The following is a 17,849-nucleotide window of genomic DNA, read 5'->3' as shown; positions in this document are numbered from 1 at the left end:
ACGCGCAACGCCGTCCAGCACGGTATTTTTTGTTTCAGCGCGACGTCGCGGTGGCGGGCGGCAGTTTCGCGGTCTGGACCAGCAGGATGCCCACCGCAATGATGATCGCGCCGATCACGTCGCTGGCGCCGAAACGCTCGCCCAGCAGCAGGGCGGCGATGGCCACGCCGAAGATCGGCGACAGAAAGTGGAAGGTCGCGGCCCGCACCGCGCCGATGCGGTTGACGAGCTGGAACCAGATGAAGGTCGCCGCCAGACCGGGGGCGAGGATGGTGTAGAGGAACGCGACGATAAGCTGGCAGCTCCAGTCGATGGGGCGGCCCCATTCCAGCAGCGCCGCGGGCAGCGCCAGAACCACGGCCCCGACAGCCATTTGCAGCGCCACGATCATCATCATGTTGCGGCTGCCGCCCGAGCCGCGCACCACCAGCGTCGCCACGGTCAGCGCGACGACCGCGATCAGGCACAGCAGCGCGCCGAACAGGCTCAGCCCATGCTGCAGCCGGACGCCCATGATCAGCACGACGCCGGCGACGCCCATCGCCAGCCCGATCACCGCCGGCATCCGCAGCCTTTCGCCCAGCCACAGCCAGCCGAAGAACGCCACCAGCAGCGGCATCATCGAGGCGATGATCGACGCCGCCGCCGCCTCGACCCATTGCATGGCGATCCAGTTGAGGCCCAGATACAGCGCATTCTGCATGATCCCGAACAGGATCAGAACCCGCCACTCGGCTCGGCTGAGCCGCCAGCTTTGGCCCATGGCGCGGGCCAGCATGATCCCCAGAACGGCGGAAATGGCAAAGCGGATGACCAGCGCGGTCAGCGGCGGTGCGGCCACCACGATCATCCGCGTGGTGGTAAAGGCCGACGCCCACATCACCGCAAAGGCGAGACCCATGAGAATGGCCTTGACGTCCATGCCGCTTTTGCCCCCGGTCGGCGGGTCGCGATGGGGTCAGCCGGCGCGAGCCGCGATTTGAAAAGGGCCGCCCTGACGGACGGCCCGGTCCCAGTCCATCGCCGGGCGCGCGCCCGGGACAGAGATCAGGCGTTGACGCTGTCCTTCAGCGCCTTGGCGACGGTGACCTTGACCTGCTTGTCGGCGGGCTTGGTCATCATCTCTTGGGTCTGCGGGTTGCGGACCTGACGCTCGGGGCGGGCGCGGCAGGCAACCTTGCCGATGCCCGGCAGGGTCACGGCACCGCCATTCGCCACTTCGCGAGTCACGACCGCCGCAATCGCGTCAAGCGCGGCTGCCGCAGATTTCTTGTCGCTGTCCATTTCCTCGGCCAGTGCGGCGACGAGCTGGGTCTTGGTCATCGGCTTGACGGCTTGGGCCATATGTCTGTCTCCTCGTTATCCCGCGTGGGGAAAATCTGCTACCGCAACTTGCGGTATTGCATTGCTACACAAGGTTTTGCCGCGCATTTCAACCGTTTTTCTGCGCTTTGTCCGGAACTCTGGGCGGAAAGAGTCTTTTCTGCCGATTCCGCGCAGGTTGACGCTGCGTCAACTGCCTCACATGAACGCGGTTTCGTGGAAAGAGCGCAATTTCCGCGAATGGATGCGGGACAGCGGCATGTCGCGCAGCTTCTCCATCGCGCGCACGCCGATCAACAAATGGTTCGAGACCTGGGTGCGGTAAAAATCGGTTGCCATGCCCGGCAGCTTCAATTCGCCATGCAGCGGCTTGTCGCTGACGCAGAGCAGCGTGCCGTAAGGGACGCGAAAGCGGAAGCCGTTGGCGGCGATGGTGGCGCTTTCCATGTCGAGCGCGATGGCGCGCGACAGCGACAGGCGGTGGATCGGCCCGCTCTGGTCGCGCAGCTCCCAGTTGCGGTTGTCGATGGTGGCGACGGTGCCGGTCCGCATGATCCGCTTGAGCTCGTAGCCTTGTAGCTGCGTGATCTCGGCCACCGCCTCTTCGAGCGCGACCTGCACCTCGGCCAAGGGCGGGACTGGCACCCAGACCGGCAGGTCGTCGTTCAGCACATTGTCTTCGCGCAGATAGGCGTGGGCGAGGACGAAATCGCCCAGGCTCTGGCTGTTGCGCAGCCCCGCGCAATGCCCGACCATCAGCCAGGCATGGGGCCGCAGCACTGCGATGTGATCGGTGGCGGTCTTGGCGTTCGACGGGCCGACGCCGATATTGACCAGCGTGATCCCCTGCGAACCTTCGCGTTTCAGGTGATAGCTAGGCATCTGCGGCATCTTGGGCAGCGGCAGGATCTCGCCATCGGGGCTGTCGATGATCTGGTTGCCGGGCGCGACAAAGGACGTATAGCCGAGCGACGGATTGGCCAGCGCGGCGCGGGCAAAGGCCTCGAACTCGTCGACATAGAACTGATAGTTGGTGAACAGCACAAAGTTCTGGAAGTGCTCGGCCGCGGTGGCGGTGTAATGCGACAGCCGGGCCAGCGAATAATCCACCCGCTGCGCGGTGAAGGGCGCAAGCTGCTGGGTGCCATCCGGCGCCGGCACCGCGACGCCGTTGACGATGTCGTCGTTCACGGTGTTCAGATCCGGCACGTCGAAGACATCGCGCAGGCTGAAATCCAGCACACCCTCTTGCGGGACGTTCAGATCGGTGCGGGTGGCGACGGCGAAATGAACCGGCATCGGCGTGTCGCTGACCCCGACCCCGATCGAGACGCCGTGATTGCGCATCAGCAGCGCGAACTGCTCGCGCAGGTAATTGGCGAACAGATCGGGCCGGGTGATCGTGGCGGCATAGGTGCCGGGCAGGGTGACATGGCCGAAGGCGAGGCGCGAATCGGCCTTGACGTGACTAGTCGTGGTGAGCCGCACCTCGGGGTAGAAGGCGCGATAGCGGGCCTGCGGCGCCTCGCCGCCCAAAGCACGCAGGAAATGCTGGGTCAGAAAATTCGCGGCCTGATCGTAAAGCCCGCGCAGCCGGTCGACGGCGTGTTGGGGATCGGTGAAATATTCCCGCTCGACCAGAGGCGGCGTTTCCAGCCTTAGCTGCTTGTGGTTCATCTGGACCCTCGTCTGTTGCCCAAGACTGCCAGTCGGCGCCGGCACTGGCAAGTCGGGCCTCGCGTGCCCAGATAGGTCGGGAAAGGAAGATCAATGCGTTATTCTATTCTGGATCTTGCCCCTGTCCCCGAGGGCAGCACCACTGCCGAGGCCATCGCCAGCAGCGTGGCGCTGGCCCAGATGGCCGACGGGCTGGGGTATCACCGCTATTGGCTGGCGGAACATCACAACATGCCGGGGATCGCCTCGGCCGCGACCTCGGTCCTGATCGGGCATATCGCCGGGGATACCCGCCGCATCCGCGTCGGCGCCGGCGGCATCATGCTGCCCAACCACTCGCCCCTGTCGATCGCCGAGCAGTTCGGGACGCTTGCGACCATTCACGGCGACCGCATCGATCTGGGTCTGGGCCGCGCGCCGGGCGGCGATGGCGCGGTCTTTCGCGCGCTGCGGAAATCGCCCGAAATGGCCGAGAACTTCCCGCAGGATGTGGTCGAGTTGATGAGCTATCTTGGCGACGCCGCGCCCGATCAGGCGGTGCAGGCGCATCCGGGGCAGGGGACGCATGTGCCGGTCTGGATGCTGGGATCGTCGCTGTTCGGCGCGCAATTGGCCGCCTATCTGGGCCTGCCCTACGCCTTCGCCTCGCATTTCGCCCCGGCCGCGCTGGATGACGCCGCGCAGGTCTATCGCGAGCGCTTCCAGCCCGCCGGCCGCGCCGAGGCGGAGGAGGGGCCTCGCTTCATGCTGGCGATCAACGTCATCGCCGCCGAGACGGACGAGCGGGCGCGCTATCTGCAATCGAGCCAGCAGTTGGCTTTTGCGCGGCTCCGCTCTGGCCGCCCCGGCAGGTTGCCCGCGCCGACGGAAGATCTGGCCGAGATCACGCCCGCGCTGCAGAGGGGCGTCGAGCAGGCGCTGAAGATCAGCGCAGTCGGCAGCCCCGCCACCGTGCGCGCGCAACTCTCGGCGCTTGTCGCGCAATACCGGCCCGATGAGGTTATCCTGACCGGTCAGATCCACGACCCGCAAGCCCGGCAGGAGTCGTTCCGGCTGGCCGCGGACGTGATGGAGGGGCTGGGCTGAAGCGCTCGCCCTTGGTCCGCGACCCGGTTTGCGGGTTTCGAGGCGGCTTATGGAGGCCGCCTTGGGACGGCCCCACGCCTTCGGGCGACGGCCGTGAGCAGTTTCCGCTTGCTGGCGCGTCTCGCGGACTCTTCAGATCGTGACCACTCCGCTACTCCCGAAGAGGCTCCCGCCACCGGGCCCGGCAGCGCTCCAACCGCAGTCCCCCGAGAGGGGGGAGGTTTCGGTCGAGCGGTTTCTGTCTCTGAGCGTCTACGCCTCGCGTCACCTTGCCGGGCCATGGGAGCGGCCCATGACTGGTTCGGACGGGGCGCGCTGTCACACATAGGCGTCGCCTCTGCGCGGGCCCGAGACGCTTGTCCGCCAATTTGCCTCGCGATACACCCCCTTCTGCCGCCCGCTTGCATCGCAGCCGCATCCGCGCGAGGTTCGCTCGTTCCGCCAAAGACTTGACGCGGATTACCGGGAAAGAATGGTAAGGACCGATGCATCTTCTGATACTGGGACATGGCTACTCCGCGTCCTTCCTGTCCCCGCGCCTGCTGGCGAAAGGCTGGACCGTCGCCGGCACCACCCGAAACGCAACCGCAGGCTTCGGCGATGACCGCATCGAACAGATCATCTGGCCCCGCGACAGCGACGCCGTCCGCCACCACATATCCCGCGCCGACGCGATCCTGACCTCGGTTGCACCTGGCTCCACCGGCGACCCGGTGCTGCGCGAGTTTGCACAGGATCTGTCGCAGGCCGCGCCGAAATGGGTGGGCTACCTGTCCTCGACCAATGTCTATGGCGATCACGGCGGCGCGTGGGTGGACGAAACGACAAAGCCGTCCCCGTCGAGCGCCCGCGCCCGCGCCCGAGTCGAGGCCGAAGCCGCTTGGGCCGATCTGTCCCGCCGCGCCGGCTGGCCGCTGAACATCTTTCGACTTGCCGGAATCTACGGCCCCGGACGGGGCCCCTTCGCGAAACTCCGCGCCGGAACCGCCCGCTGCATCGTCAAACCAGGCCAGATCTTCTCGCGCATCCATGCCGAAGACATCGCCGGCGCGGTCGAGACAGCCATCACGCGCGCGATTGCAGAACAGGCCGTCGGCGTCGAGATCTTCAACCTCTGCGATGACCAACCCGCCCCCCCGCAAGAAACGATCCGCCGCGCCGCCGAGATGCTGGGCCTGCCGACCCCGCCAGAAGAGCCATTTGAACAGGCCGAGATGTCGGCCATGGCGCGCAGCTTTTACGCGGATTCCAAGCGCGTGCGGAATGATCGGATGAAGACGCAGCTGGGCTATCACCTTCGCTACCCCGATCTCGACAGCGGGCTGACCGCGATTCTTGAAGCCGAGAAGGGCACAGAAGGGACTGAGTGACGGCCCGTTCGCGGGCGAGGTCGCTGCGGACACCTGCTACTCCGACCCACCCGCTGCAACTGCGTCGATCTGGTCCAGCGTCGCGGTCGCGCCGCCTTCCAGCGTAAAGCTCAGCTTGCCGCCGCTGCGCTGCACCTCGGTCACGGTGGCATAGGTCGCGGCATCGGTGCGTCCCAGCAGCTTGTCGCCGCGATAGCTTTCGATGGCGAAGCTATACAGCCCCTCTGGCAGCTTGGCGCCGGCCGTGTCGCGCCCGAACCATTCGATCAGCCCCTGACCCGCCCCGATATCCTCGGCCGACACCTCGCGTCCGAATCGGTCCAAGGTGACCAGAACGACGCGGTCGGCCATCGGATCGTGGCGAATATCCATGACCAGCGGTTTGTCGCCAAAATGCGCCTGTCCGCTGCTGCGCACCTGCCGACCGATCCAGTCGGAATAGGCGACCAGCGACTCGGCCCCCGTCTGTCCCGCGATCTGCGACAACAGGTCGTTCGTCTTCACCTGCTGCTCGACGCCCGAGAAGGTCGCAAGCTGAACCGCGAAATCCGACCCCTCCATCGGGTTCATCGGGTCCTGATTTCGGATCTGGGCGGTCAGCATCTTCAGGAACGTCTCGAAATCGCCCCCCGCAAAACCCGCCGCGGCTTTGGTGCTGCCGGGGGCGGTATAAGAGGCGCCGGTCGTCGCGGAGATTCCTGTCGTCATGCTGATGTCCTGAAGCTGATGTCAAAGGCGAAGTTCGAGCCGCCCGAAGCGGAGCGGCATGGGCGGCTTGTCGGCCGGCTGCGCCGGCACTTGTTGCACCGCCAGCGGATCGGTGTCGCTCGGGCTGCCCTTGGCAGCGGGATGGTCGCGATCTCTCGAACCTCTGTCGCCAAAGTCGACGGTCGCGTCGGTCAGGCCGAGCTGGTTGAGCTCCTGGATCAGCGCATCGGCATTGCGGCGAATCAACTGGAGCGTTTCGGGCCGCTCGGCCGTGATGAGAATGGTTAATGCGCCATCGTCCTGGCCGAAGACGAAACGCAGCTTGCCAAGTTCCTCCGGTGCCAGCAACAGCTCCGTCTCTGGCGAATCGGGGGTCGCGGCCACTATGGCGCTGGCGATCTGCTGGTGAACGGGCGCTGCTGTGTTGGCAGCTGCGGTGCCGGGTGACGGCGTGAAAGTCGCTATCAGATGCGACATCCTCCCGGCCTCCCCGAGGGCGACACTCTTTTCCAGCAAGGTCGTGTCGTGTCCGCTTTGGAAAGGGGCCGCCTGTTTCAAGGCGCTAAAAAAGGAGCTGTCCAAGACATGGGGCCGCGAGGCGACGAATCGGCTCATCTTCTGAGGGGAGGTTTGCGCGGTCGGGAGTCCCTCTATCAGATTATCTGACTGCGTATCCTGTATCTTCTCGCTCTGCGATGCCCCCACTAGCCGAGTGTGCCACAGGAGCGGGGTCTCGATCTCGTGTCCATCGTGTCCGCTTGCCAGAGTTTCCAGCTGCCTCTCCGCCACAAGCGTGGCCTCCATAGGGGGCTGGGCGGGCAACCCTAGCGGAGATGCAGGAGGCGGGACGCTCCCCCGCACAGCTTCTATGGTTTGCGGCTTGGCTCTCGCTGGGGCCTGTGTGGCGAATTCAGTCTCAAGGTCCGGTTTCTGCGGGCTCTCAGCATCCCGCGCACCTTCGAGGTTCCGGTCTACAGGGGCCGTTGCTGTCTGGGCGAGAGGTGCCTTCTCCGCTTCCCATTGAACAGGCAAGGTAGAGTCCTCGTCAAAGGCCATGGCATGCTCGATATCCTGTGCCCGCGCCGGAGAAGGCGCGGCATCGAGCGCCTCTTGGCCGACCCTCTCGTCAATCTCGTTCCGCCGTTCTGTGAGGACGATCCTGTCGTTCGATAGTGCGATCCGGCTGGCATCCTCTGTCCGCCTCCCATCGGCGTCGCTCAAAGAGGCTGCCCTCTCGCGACCGACACTGCCGTCTGCCGCGAGCAGTCCAGCGCCGCCGCCAGACAAGCCAGCAGCGCCCGCCTCCCGCCTTCCCGGCTGGACCCCCGGCGACATCGGCGCCCATGCCAGCAGCGGCTCGACCTCGCCCTCAACACCACCAGCGCCGTCCGGCTCCGCAGGCGGCGCTAGCTCCACGGCTTCCTCCGCCTCACCCACTTCCCCAAGTCCCTCGCCAGTAGCAGGCGCAGCCGCCTCGGCATCACCACATGGCACGGCCGCGACCCCCGCCAACACCGCGAGAAACGCGCCCGACCCCAGCCCATCGACCGGCGCCGCCGTTTTCCAGGCAGCCATCGCCCGATCCGCAGATGTGATTCTCATATCCATGGCTTTGGCATAACAGCAACCGGTTACCGAATATTTACCGACGTCGGCCTATGAATGAATTACCTTAAAGAATCGGAGGCATGGTGCAAGTTTCGCAAAAGATAGAATTCAATTCAATTCAGACACAGCCGGCGCCACGGCTTGAGCAGGCGTTTCTTGAAGAAATGCTGAAATACATCGCCCCCGACTCGAGCGGCGGCGAATTCTCTGGCGGCAGCGCCGAGGGACAATTCCGCTCATTCCTGCACCAGGAATACGCGGCGGCCCTGTCCCAGCGGCTGGATCTGGGCCTGAGGGTCCAGGCATGAGCCGACTGACCCGAAGGCTTCAGCAAGCCGAATCTGCGCTGCTGTCAGGCGATCCGGCCGCTGCACTGCAAATCATTGAGGCGCTGCGGGACGATATCGCCGCGTCGGACGAGGATCTTCGCGGCCCGCTGGAACGCTTGGCCACGCTTTCCCGTGCCGCGTCCGAGGGTGTGGCCGAAGCCATCGCGCTGGTTTCGGCGGCGATCACGCTGCGAGAGTCGGTCAAGACCTATGACAGCGCCGGGCGGCCGCGAAAGGTCGAAACGACCGCGAATTCGATTGGCCGATATTGAGTAAAACTCGATCTAATACGGTCGGATGCAAGGGGTCAATTTAATGGATTGGAAGGAACTCATCGGCTAAAGCTGAGACATGTTGAAACGCATCGGGGAAACCCGTGGTCAGAATGGCCGGAACGAAATGGTAAACACCAGAGAAGGAGGACAAGATGTCCAGCATTCTGACCAATAATGGCGCAATGGTTGCGCTGCAGACGCTCAAGGGGATCAACGCGAACCTGGCAAAGACCCAGGATCAGATCTCGACCGGCAAGGACGTCAACACGGCCAAGGACAATGCCGCGATCTGGGCCATCGCCAAGACGATGGAGACGGATGTCAGCTCGTTCAAGGCCATCGACCAGACGCTGTCGATCGGCCAGTCGACGGTGGGCGTTGCCCGCGCCGCGACCGAATCCGTCGCGGATCTGCTCGGCAAGGTGAAGACCAAGATCATCGCCGCGCAAGAGGCGGGGACCTCGGCCGAGGACCGTGCGAAGATCCAGACCGACATCGACGCCATGAAGGCTGAAATCGGCTCGATCGTCGGAACCGCTCAGTTCAACGGCAAGAACCTGTTGAACGGCACCACCGCCAGCCCGATGGAGGTGACGTCGTCGCTGGACCGGGCCGCAGATGGCACCGTCACGGCCGGAAAGATCTCGGTCGCGACGGCAGATTTGCGGTCTGCGCAACTCCGGAGCGACGCCGTCACAGCGACTGACGGTGGCGGCGCGGTCAACCTTGGCGCGGCGCTGGCCTTCCAAGGTGGGGCCGGAGCGATTGCGTTGACGAGCGCCAGCGCAAATCAGAATGACCTGTCAGCGATTCTGGCCGGTGACCGGATCGAGATGACCGTCAACGGGAAGTCGTTCGGCTGCGTTGTCGAAGTCGGCGATACTGCGGCGGCTCTGGTCGGCAAGCTCAACACCGAGAAGAGCAACGCGGGAGTGGGAGGCACGTTGACAGAAGCCGGCGGTCAGTTCTCTTTCGACGCAGGCACTGGCGGCGGCGACTTCGACGTCAGAATGAATGTCAATCGGGGTGGTCTCGGCAATCTCGTAAGCATCGACGTCACCGAACCGGGCGGTGCGGCCCTTGCCCTGCGAGATATCGAAGGGCTTATGAAGGTCGCGGTGGATGCGGCGGCTTCGTTCGGTTCGTCCCAGGGGCGGATCGAGACACAGCGCGACTTCATCGGCAAGCTGACCGACGCCATGAAGACCGGGATCGGCGCGCTTGTCGACGCGGACATGGAAGAGGCCTCGGCGCGGCTGCAGGCGCTTCAGGTTCAGCAGCAGTTGGCGACCCAGTCGCTGTCGATTGCGAACCAGGCGCCGCAGGCCCTGCTGTCCCTGTTCCGCTAAAGCTGACGGGGGCGCCCTCGGGCGCCCCCGCACCCTTGCCTGAACGCAAAGCTCTGTCCGGCCCGAGCGGGATTTTCTTGAAGGAGAAACCAGAATGAATGCATATGCCGCAACCGGCTATGGCGTGGCGCTCGACACGGTCGCCTCGGCCCGCGATGCCGAGGCAAGGCTGCTGTCCCGATTGACCAACCGACTTGCCCAGGCAGCCGAAACCGCGGCCCGCGATCCCGCGCGTTTCATGGCGGCAATTCATGACAATGAGAGGTTCTGGACCACGGCCGCGACCGACCTTGCCTCGGACGGCAACCGCCTGCCAGAGGGGTTGCGCGCGGCGCTGATCTCGCTGGCCGGGTTCGTTGTCGGCCACAGCAGCAAGCTGCGGATGGGCACCGTGTCGGTCGATGCCTTGCTCGAGATCAACCGCAGCACGATCCGCGGCCTGAACGGGACCGAGGCAACGTCATGAGCGGCCTGATCCTGAAACTCGCCCCGAATGAGCGGGTGCTGATCAACGGCGCCGTGATCGAGAATGGCGACCGCCGGACGCGGATCGCCGTCCGCACGCCCGACGCCAACATCCTTCGTCTGCGCGACGCCATTCACCCCGATGACAGCAACACCCCCGTGGCCCGTGTCTGTTATGAGGCGCAGTTGATCCTGTCCGGTGATCGCCCGGCTGCGGAAGGGCGAAAGATCCTGCTGAAGGGGATCGAGCAGTTGACGCTGGTCTTCGACGACCGCGACAGCCGCAATCTCCTGACCGCCGCCACCCGCGCGGTCCTCGACGGCAACTATTATCGCGCGCTGCGATCGCTGCGTGATCTGCTGCCACGGGAAAGCCGCTATCTCGCGGTCGCCGGATGACCATCCTGCCCTTTACCGGCGGCGGCGGGGTGGCGGGGTGGAGCCTGCTGTCACGCACCGGCGACCGACAACGCCAGATGGTCGCGCAGGAGGGCCAGATCCGGCAAGCCTCGCAGCACTACCGGGATCGCATCGCCTCGGTCGGCTCGGCTGACGACCTGCTGTCCGACTATAAGCTGCTGAAGCTGTCGCTGGGTGCCTTCGGGCTCGAGGCCGATGTCGGAAATAAAGCCTTCATCCGCAAGATCCTGGAAAGCGATCTGGACGACGACAAGAGCCTCGCCAACCGATTGGCCGATAAAAGCTACCGCAAACTGGCCGAGGCCTTTGGCTTTGGCGCTGGCGGACAGCGGCCACAGGAAAAGGGCTTCGCAGATCGCATCGTGTCGAAATTTGTCGAGCGGGAGTTCGAAGCTCGGGTCGGCGAGAGCGACGGAAATCTGCGCCTCGCCCTGAGCGCGCGGCGCGAGCTTGCCGAGTTGTCGGCGAGTCCGTCCAGCAACGACACCAAATGGTTCGAGATCATCGGCAACACCCGCCTTCGCAAGGTGTTCGAGGGCGCATTCGGCTTTTCAAGCTCCTACGCGAAAATGCCCATCGACCGCCAACACGCCGAGTTCAAGGCAGCCGCGCGGCGCGTGATGGGCACCGATTCAGTGGCGGCCTTCAGCGACAAGGCGCAGGTCGAAAAGCTGGTCCGAACCTTCCTCGCGCGCAGCGCGGTGAGGCTCGATTCCTCGTCGAACAGATATTCGACAGCTTTGACATTGCTGGGTTCGTCCCGGCTGCGGTGAGCAGAGGTTTCGAAGTGTTGCCAGGCAGAGATCGAGGCTTGCCTCGCTATCAGCTTAGGCGCGGCACTGGATACGGTAAATATCCGACTGGTGACGCTTACCGGCTTCCACGGTCGGCTTCAGGTCGGCCTTCTTGACAAGAAGATGTAGTGGCCGCGGCTGCCTGAAGGTGATGCAGTGACCGCCGTTCGCGCACCCTCGCCCCACAGTCTTTGGCCAGCCGGATTAACCGACCATTACATCTTTCCGGATCAGGGTTTTCTGGTATCTCAACCCTATGAACATCATCCTGATCACGACCATCATCTCGTCGCTTTTCCTGTTCATCGGCGCGGCCGAGCCCTTGGCCAGCTATCTGCGCCTGCCCTACGCCGTGATCATCGCCTGCCTTGGCATCCTCATCGGGGTGGCCGCTGCGTTTTTCCTGCACACCGACCTGACCGACGCGCTGAACCCGGTGGCCGAGGCCATTCTCGCTCTGCCGATCCGCTCGAACGTCTTCCTGTACGTCTTCCTGCCGACGCTGGTGTTTCAGGTCACGCTGGGGCTGAACCTGCGCCGGATGGCGGATGACTGGGTACCCATTCTGGTGCTGGCGGTGGTGGCGGTCTTTGTTGCCACCTTTGTGGTCGGTTATTCGCTGGCCTGGGTCAGTTCGCTGACGCTGTCGTCCGCGCTGCTGGTCGGGGCGATCGTCTCGACCACCGACCCGTCGGCGGTGGTCAGCATCTTCCGCTCGATCTCGGCGCCGCGGCGGTTGGCGCGGATCATCGAGGGCGAAAGCCTGCTCAATGACGCCGCCGCCATCGCGCTGGCGGCGCTGTTTCTGGAATATGTCCGGGCGGGGATGCCGGATCCGTCGGTGCAGGATGCCCTGGCGCGGTTTCCGGTTCTGCTGCTGGGTGGCGTGGTGACGGGATGGCTGGCGGCACGGATCGCGATCTGGATCATGACCATGTTTGCGCGATACGAGCTTGCGGTGATCTCTGTCTCCATCGCGCTGCCCTATCTGGCCTATATCGTCGCAGAACAGAGCGTCGGGGCCTCGGGCGTGATCGCGGTGGTGATTGCGGCGATGACACTGCAACTGACCGGCCCGCGTCGCCTGCCGCCGCCGACCTGGAAGAACCTGCAGGACGTCTGGGACCTGCTGGCGCATTGGGCCGGGGCGCTGATCTTCGTTCTGGCCGCGCTGCTGATCCCGCGCATGCTGGAATCGGTGCAGCTGCGCGATCTGGGGCTGATCATGGTTGTCGTCGCCGCCGCCATCGCGGCCCGCGCGCTGATCCTCTACCTGCTGCTGCCGCTGCTGACTCGGCTCGGCCTGTCGCCGGTCGTCCAGCGCCCCTACCGCGTCGCCATCCTGTGGGGCGGATTGCGGGGCGCGGTCACGCTGTCGCTGGCGCTGGCGGTGACCGAAAGCGCGCTGGTGCCGGTCGACATCAAGCGGCAGGTCGCGATCCTCGCCACCGGGTTCACGCTGTTCACGCTGCTCGTTCAGGGCACGACGCTGCGTTGGGTCATCGGCTGGCTGGGCCTCGACAAGCTGTCGCGGCTGGACAACGCGCTGTATCATCAGGTCATCGCGGTGGCGCTGCAGACGGTGCGGGCCGATCTGGCCAAGGTCACCGAAAGCTATGATCTGACCAAGGAAACCGTCCGGGCCGAGGCCAAGCGCTTTGGCGAGCGGCTGGATGTGGCGGTGAAATCCGCCGATGATGCCACCGACATTCCCGACCGCGACCGGGTCACGCTGGGTCTGATCGCGCTGTCGAGCGCCGAGCGGGATGCCATCGTTGACCGCTTTCGCGACCGGACGATCTCGTCGGCGCTGTCGGAACGGCTGCTATCCGATGCCGATGCGCTGATCGAGGCATCGCGGTTCAACGGGCGCAGCGGCTACAACATGGCGGCGCGGCGCAGTCTGGGCTTTGGCCTGTGGCTGCGGCCGGCGATCTTTCTGCACAATCGTCTCAACTGGTCGACGCCGCTGGCGAACATCACCGCGACGCGGTTCGGGCTGCTGCTGTCGCAGCGGCTGATCCTGCGCGACCTTCACGCCTTCATCGACGGGCGCATCCGGCGGATCCATGGCCGCCGTGTGGCCGAATTGCTGCATGTGATGCTGGATCGCCGCATCGAGTTGATCGAGCAATCGCTGGACGGGCTGCGCCTGCAATTCCCCGGCTACGCCGAAGAGATGGAGCGGCGGATCATCCGGCGCACCGCCTTGCGTCTGGAAGAGCGGGAATATGACACGCTGCTGGAAGACGGGCTGATCGGGGAAGAGGTCCACAGCGCCCTGACCCGCGACATCGGCGCGCGGCGCGACCGGGCCGAGGCCGCGCCGCCGCTGGATCTGGCGCTGCAAAAGATCGAACTCGCCCGGCGCTTCCCGCTGTTTTCCGAGATGGAGGACGCGGTTCTGATGCGCCTCGCCCACGCCCTGAAGACCCGCTATGTCAGCGTGGGCGAGGTCATCCTGCACCGCGACAATGGCGCGAGGCGAGTGTATTTCGTCGCGTCCGGCGCGGTCGAGCTGTCTTTTGCCGGGCAGTCCTGGCGGCTGGGGCGCGGCGAGATGTTCGGGCAGATGGGCCTGCTGATGCGCCGCCCGCAGCGGGTCGAGGTGCGTGCCATCGCGCCCACGACCCTGCTGGTGCTGGACGAGGACCGCTTTCTGCGCCTGCTGAAGCGCAGCAAGGTCATCCAGCAGGCCTTTTTCGACAGCGCCCGCAAGCGTGGGATCACGCCCGAACAGCTTTCTCCCAAGGTGCGCAAGCTGTCGATGCAGAACCAGCCCGAGGCCGGGGCCGAGGCGCAAGCCGACCCCCCGGCCAGACATAATGCCGCGGGCGGAACTGTTGGTGTCGGGGAAAAGTTGGGTTCCTGAACACTTGAACAATGTCAGGAGAGCTCATGCGACCGCTGAACGACAACCTGTTGCGCGACCTGGCGGAGCATAAGGCTCCGCTCTGCCTCAGCCTTTTCATGGACGTGGCCCGTGGGGGCGGCAATCACAACCACATCCGGATCTCGCTGAAGAACACCAAATCCGAGGCGAATGACGCGCTCGACGCCTGCGAGGGGCCGAAGGACGCGGTCGAGGCGATCCGGCAGCGGCTCGACGCGCTCGATTACGACGACGTCGTCGGCGGCCATGACCGCCGCATCGCCGTCTATATCGCGCCTGACCGGACCGAGATCATCGATGCCCGCTTTGTCGAAACCGGCGTGCATCTGGGCGAGGCGTTCCGGCTGGCCCCGCTGCTGGGCGATCTGGACCAGCGGCCCGACCACGCCATTCTGGCCGCCAGCCAAGAGGAAACCTGCCTTTACCAATCCTCTGGCGGGGTGCTGACCCGGCAGGATGTGCCGGACATGCCGAACTCGCTGCATGACATCAGCAAGTTCACCGACCAGCAGGAAAAGGGCAATATCGAGGGCTTCGAGGATTCCGGCGTGCCCGGCAGCCTGCGGGGCGAGGCGGCGATGGCGACCGGCCGTGGCGGTCCGCAGGGCGTGCCGCATTACAGCGTCGGTGGCCATGACTGGCGCGAGGACAAGGAAGGCGAGATGCGCCATTACGCGAACCTCGTCATCAACGCCGCCCAGCATCACCTGAGCGGAACCAACGTGCCGCTGATCATCGCCGCGGATGAACGGCTGTACGGGATGCTGCGCGACAACAGCGAATACCCCTTCCTGCTGGAAAACGGCATCACCCTGCATCCGCGCGAGATGGATGAGGAGAAGCTGCGCGAAGAGGCCAATGCCTGCCTCGAACAAGAGGTCGCGCGCCGCCGTGACGAGGTCTGGGAAGAGATCGCGATGTCGCTGGGCCGCGAGGATGGCGAGGCCAGCAAGGACCCGCTGGACATCGTGACCGCCGCCGCGTCAGGCCGGATCGCGCATCTGTTCGTGCGGCCCGAGGCCACGATGCGCGGCAGCGTCGATCCCGACAGCTACAAGGCCACCGCATCCGAGGACGGCCCCGAGGATCTGGTCGACCGCGCCATCATTGAGACGCTGCGGCAGGGCGGCGACGTCTTCCCGCTGAGCAGCGAGGCGAACCCCGACACCATGATGGCGGCGAGCTATCGCTATCCGACCTGAACCGACGCCTAGAACCGTCTGCGGCCCCGCGCGGGCCGCAGGCGCACATCCCGCAGCGCGACCAGAAGCGCCAGCACCACCATCACCCCGATCAGCCCGAAGCCCACGATGATCGCCGTCGACCATGACGACATCGACAGCGTGTAAAAGCTCGCCGCCGTAATCAGCGCAATCCCCACCGCCGTTCCGATCCGCTGCCCGGTCTGCATGATCGCCCCCGAGCTGCCGGCATAGTCCAGCGGCACCTCGGCCAGGGTCAGGGTCTGGTTGGGGCTGATCACCACCCCCTGCGCCACCCCGATGAAGGACAGCGAGGCCATCAGCCACCACACGCTGAGATGGCCGGCTTCGTGCAGCACCACCACCGCTACGCTTAGCGCCAGCCCGAACAGCGCCAGCAGCAGCCCGCCGATGATCAGCATCCGCCCCAGCCGGGCGACCCGGCTGCCGGCCCAATGCGCGGTATAGGCCGCCAGCAGCGCCGCCGGGACGCCGAAGAACCCGGCCTGCAGCGCTGACCGGCCGTCGCCCTCTTGCACATACAGCGCCACCAGCACCCAGACGCTGGTCATGCCCATGAAATACAGCGTCATGATGGTGATGCCGTTGGTATAGCTGCGGGTGGCGAAGATCTTCAGATCGACCATCGGGCTGAGGCCGAGGCGGACATAGCGCTGCTCCCACAGCACCCACAGCCAGACCAGCAGCAGGCCAAGCGGCAGCAGCAGCCAGACCGCAGGACCGCCGCCCGCCTCGACAAAGGGGAACAGGATCGCCAGCACCGCCGCCCCCAGCAGCAGCGCACCCACCGGGTCGAGCGAGCGCAGCCCGCTGCCGGTCCGGGGCAGCCGCTCGATCAGCGGGCGGGGAAACCACATCAGGCCCAGGATGATGGCCAGCAGACCGATGGGCACGTTGACCAGAAAGGTCAGCCGCCAGCCCAGATCAGGCCCGCCAAGCTGGATCAGGAAGCCCCCCAGCACCGGGCCGATGGCCACCGAAAAGCCCACCGCCGTGCCGAAATAGCCGAAGGCGCGGCCGCGTTCCTCGCCCCGGAAGTAATGCTGGATCATCCCCAGCCCCTGCGGGTTCAGCAGGCCGGAGCCGATGCCCTGCACGAAACGCGACGCGTTCAGCCATTCGGCACTGGGCGCCAGCCCCGCCCCGACCGAGGCGAGGGTGAATATCGTGACCCCGATCAGGAACAGCCCGCCCCGGCCCATGATGTCGCCGGCCCGCCCGGCGGCGACCAGCACCACGCCAAAGGTCAGCGCATAGCCCGACAGCACCCATTGCAGATCGGCCTGCGAGGCGTTCAAACCCTGCCGGATCGACGGCAGCGCCACGTTGACGATGCTGACGCCGACCAGCGTCATGAAGATCGTGACCAGCAGCACGAAAAGGATGCGCCACCGCACCGGATCGGCGGTCGGGTCGTCCGTGGCCGCCGACCGGCGGAGGGTCTTTTCGGATGAAGCCATGCTTCCGGGACTTTCTGTAGGGGGCGGGGCCGAGGCCCGCGTCTTCATGGGCTAACGAATTTCCGGGGCATGGGCCACCCCTTCAGGCAGCGGCGCTTATCGTTGCCGCCGCTCGGCGGTGACGGGGCGGGTCCATTTCTGCGCGCCGCAATTGGGGCAGGGCAGGTTGCCGCCGGTGCCGTCATCGCTGACGATGGCGCCGCATTTCTGGCAGCAGGCGTCCTCACCCGCGTCGGGCGACGGAAACTCGGGCGGGGCGGGGGCCAGATCATGCGGGGGGACGATGGGCAGGCCGGGTTCGGGCTCGTCGTGGAAAAAGACGCTGAAGGCGCCGCTCGCCTCCTGAAAGGCCCATTCGACCTGGCCCAGATTGCGGACCCCGCTCAGGCGTAGCTGCTCCATCACCTCAAGCGCGTTCAGATCCTGCGACTTCAGGCCCCTCTGGTCGATGACGCCGTGCTTGATGATCACCACCGGCGGATCGGACAGCACCCGGTTCACCGTCTCAGATTTCTGCTGGGCGAGGTCCATCAGCTTGGTCAGCGAGATGATGACCGTCACCACCGTCAGCGCATGCAGGATCGGCACGTCATTATACAGCGTCAGATCGCCCACCGCCGAGCCGAGCGCGATGACCAGCACCAGATCGATTTTCGACACCTGCGCCGCCGTCCGCCCGTTCAGCGCCCGCATCAGCAGGATGCAGTAGAGATAGCCGATCGTGCTGCGGAAGACGATTTCCAGATAGAAAAGCCACGGCTCTGCCCCGACCCACATCCGGCCGGCTTCGAAAGGGACGATGGTTTCAGACATTCAGGCCGCCATTCTTGCGCTTGCTTACGCGGCAAACTCCTGTCGGTGGGGTTTCG

General features: G+C 65.3%; 17 protein-coding genes. 10 read left to right on the top strand and 7 right to left on the bottom strand.

The window, feature by feature from the left end:
* Positions 1-34: 34 nt before the first annotated feature.
* The 3 genes from CYR75_RS12030 to CYR75_RS12020 all read right to left on the bottom strand — a co-directional run bounded on the left by CYR75_RS12030 (position 35) and on the right by CYR75_RS12020 (position 3,000).
* Positions 35-922, bottom strand: a complete 888-nt coding sequence (locus tag CYR75_RS12030; RefSeq protein ID WP_101500255.1) for a DMT family transporter — start codon at positions 920-922, stop codon at positions 35-37.
* 125 nt (positions 923-1,047) lie between these two features.
* Positions 1,048-1,344, bottom strand: a complete 297-nt coding sequence (locus CYR75_RS12025) for an HU family DNA-binding protein (RefSeq protein ID WP_101500254.1) — start codon at positions 1,342-1,344, stop codon at positions 1,048-1,050.
* Between the two features lie 177 nt (positions 1,345-1,521).
* Positions 1,522-3,000: an AMP nucleosidase gene (locus CYR75_RS12020; RefSeq protein WP_101500253.1), complete on the bottom strand. Its 1,479-nt coding sequence runs from the start codon at positions 2,998-3,000 to the stop codon at positions 1,522-1,524.
* A gap of 93 nt (positions 3,001-3,093) precedes the next feature.
* Between CYR75_RS12020 and CYR75_RS12015 the strand changes: the two genes are divergently transcribed.
* On the top strand, positions 3,094-4,086 hold the full coding sequence (locus CYR75_RS12015; RefSeq protein WP_101500252.1) for an LLM class flavin-dependent oxidoreductase: 993 nt from the start codon (positions 3,094-3,096) through the stop codon (positions 4,084-4,086).
* Between the two features lie 485 nt (positions 4,087-4,571).
* The gene (locus CYR75_RS12010; RefSeq protein ID WP_101500251.1) at positions 4,572-5,456 is read left to right on the top strand and encodes an SDR family oxidoreductase; all 885 of its coding nucleotides are present in this window, start codon (positions 4,572-4,574) and stop codon (positions 5,454-5,456) included.
* Positions 5,457-5,492: 36 nt separating this feature from the next.
* Here CYR75_RS12010 and CYR75_RS12005 read toward each other — a convergent pair whose 3' ends face one another.
* Entirely contained in the window at positions 5,493-6,164 is a 672-nt protein-coding gene (locus CYR75_RS12005) for a flagellar hook capping FlgD N-terminal domain-containing protein (protein ID WP_101500250.1), read from the bottom strand.
* Positions 6,165-6,185: 21 nt separating this feature from the next.
* Complete coding sequence (locus tag CYR75_RS12000; protein ID WP_158644649.1) at positions 6,186-7,772, bottom strand: flagellar hook-length control protein FliK; 1,587 nt, start codon at positions 7,770-7,772, stop codon at positions 6,186-6,188.
* Between the two features lie 80 nt (positions 7,773-7,852).
* On the opposite strand from CYR75_RS12000, the gene CYR75_RS11995 reads away from it, so the two are divergent.
* The 8 genes from CYR75_RS11995 to CYR75_RS11960 all read left to right on the top strand — a co-directional run bounded on the left by CYR75_RS11995 (position 7,853) and on the right by CYR75_RS11960 (position 15,499).
* Positions 7,853-8,080, top strand: a complete 228-nt coding sequence (locus CYR75_RS11995; RefSeq protein ID WP_101500248.1) for a rod-binding protein — start codon at positions 7,853-7,855, stop codon at positions 8,078-8,080.
* Positions 8,077-8,373: a hypothetical protein gene (locus CYR75_RS11990; protein WP_101500247.1), complete on the top strand. Its 297-nt coding sequence runs from the start codon at positions 8,077-8,079 to the stop codon at positions 8,371-8,373. The genes CYR75_RS11995 and CYR75_RS11990 overlap by 4 nt, the downstream gene beginning before the upstream one ends.
* 155 nt (positions 8,374-8,528) lie before the next feature.
* Positions 8,529-9,725: a flagellin gene (locus tag CYR75_RS11985; RefSeq protein ID WP_101500246.1), complete on the top strand. Its 1,197-nt coding sequence runs from the start codon at positions 8,529-8,531 to the stop codon at positions 9,723-9,725.
* 94 nt (positions 9,726-9,819) lie between these two features.
* Positions 9,820-10,191, top strand: coding sequence for a flagellar biosynthesis regulator FlaF (gene flaF / locus CYR75_RS11980; RefSeq protein WP_101500245.1), 372 nt, complete (start codon positions 9,820-9,822; stop codon positions 10,189-10,191).
* The gene (gene flbT / locus CYR75_RS11975; RefSeq protein ID WP_101500244.1) at positions 10,188-10,589 is read left to right on the top strand and encodes a flagellar biosynthesis repressor FlbT; all 402 of its coding nucleotides are present in this window, start codon (positions 10,188-10,190) and stop codon (positions 10,587-10,589) included. Before flaF ends, flbT begins: the two co-directional genes overlap by 4 nt.
* A complete protein-coding gene (locus CYR75_RS11970) occupies positions 10,586-11,383 on the top strand; it encodes a DUF1217 domain-containing protein (protein WP_101500243.1) in 798 nt (265 codons plus the stop codon). The genes flbT and CYR75_RS11970 overlap by 4 nt, the downstream gene beginning before the upstream one ends.
* A 277-nt stretch (positions 11,384-11,660) precedes the next feature.
* A complete protein-coding gene (locus tag CYR75_RS11965; protein WP_101500242.1) occupies positions 11,661-14,276 on the top strand; it encodes a cation:proton antiporter in 2,616 nt (871 codons plus the stop codon).
* Positions 14,277-14,302: 26 nt separating this feature from the next.
* Positions 14,303-15,499, top strand: coding sequence for a baeRF3 domain-containing protein (locus CYR75_RS11960; RefSeq protein ID WP_101500241.1), 1,197 nt, complete (start codon positions 14,303-14,305; stop codon positions 15,497-15,499).
* An 8-nt stretch (positions 15,500-15,507) separates the two neighbouring features.
* On the opposite strand, the gene CYR75_RS11955 is transcribed toward CYR75_RS11960, so the two are convergent.
* Positions 15,508-16,980, bottom strand: coding sequence for an MFS transporter (locus tag CYR75_RS11955; RefSeq protein WP_101500240.1), 1,473 nt, complete (start codon positions 16,978-16,980; stop codon positions 15,508-15,510).
* 96 nt (positions 16,981-17,076) lie between these two features.
* Positions 17,077-17,793, bottom strand: a complete 717-nt coding sequence (locus CYR75_RS11950; RefSeq protein WP_101500239.1) for a DUF421 domain-containing protein — start codon at positions 17,791-17,793, stop codon at positions 17,077-17,079.
* Positions 17,794-17,849 lie beyond the last annotated feature (56 nt).

Source organism: Paracoccus jeotgali, assembly GCF_002865605.1.
GTDB lineage: Bacteria > Pseudomonadota > Alphaproteobacteria > Rhodobacterales > Rhodobacteraceae > Paracoccus > Paracoccus jeotgali.
The sequence above is the reverse complement of the archived record's forward strand: the minus strand, read 5'-3'. Positions and strand labels throughout refer to the sequence as shown.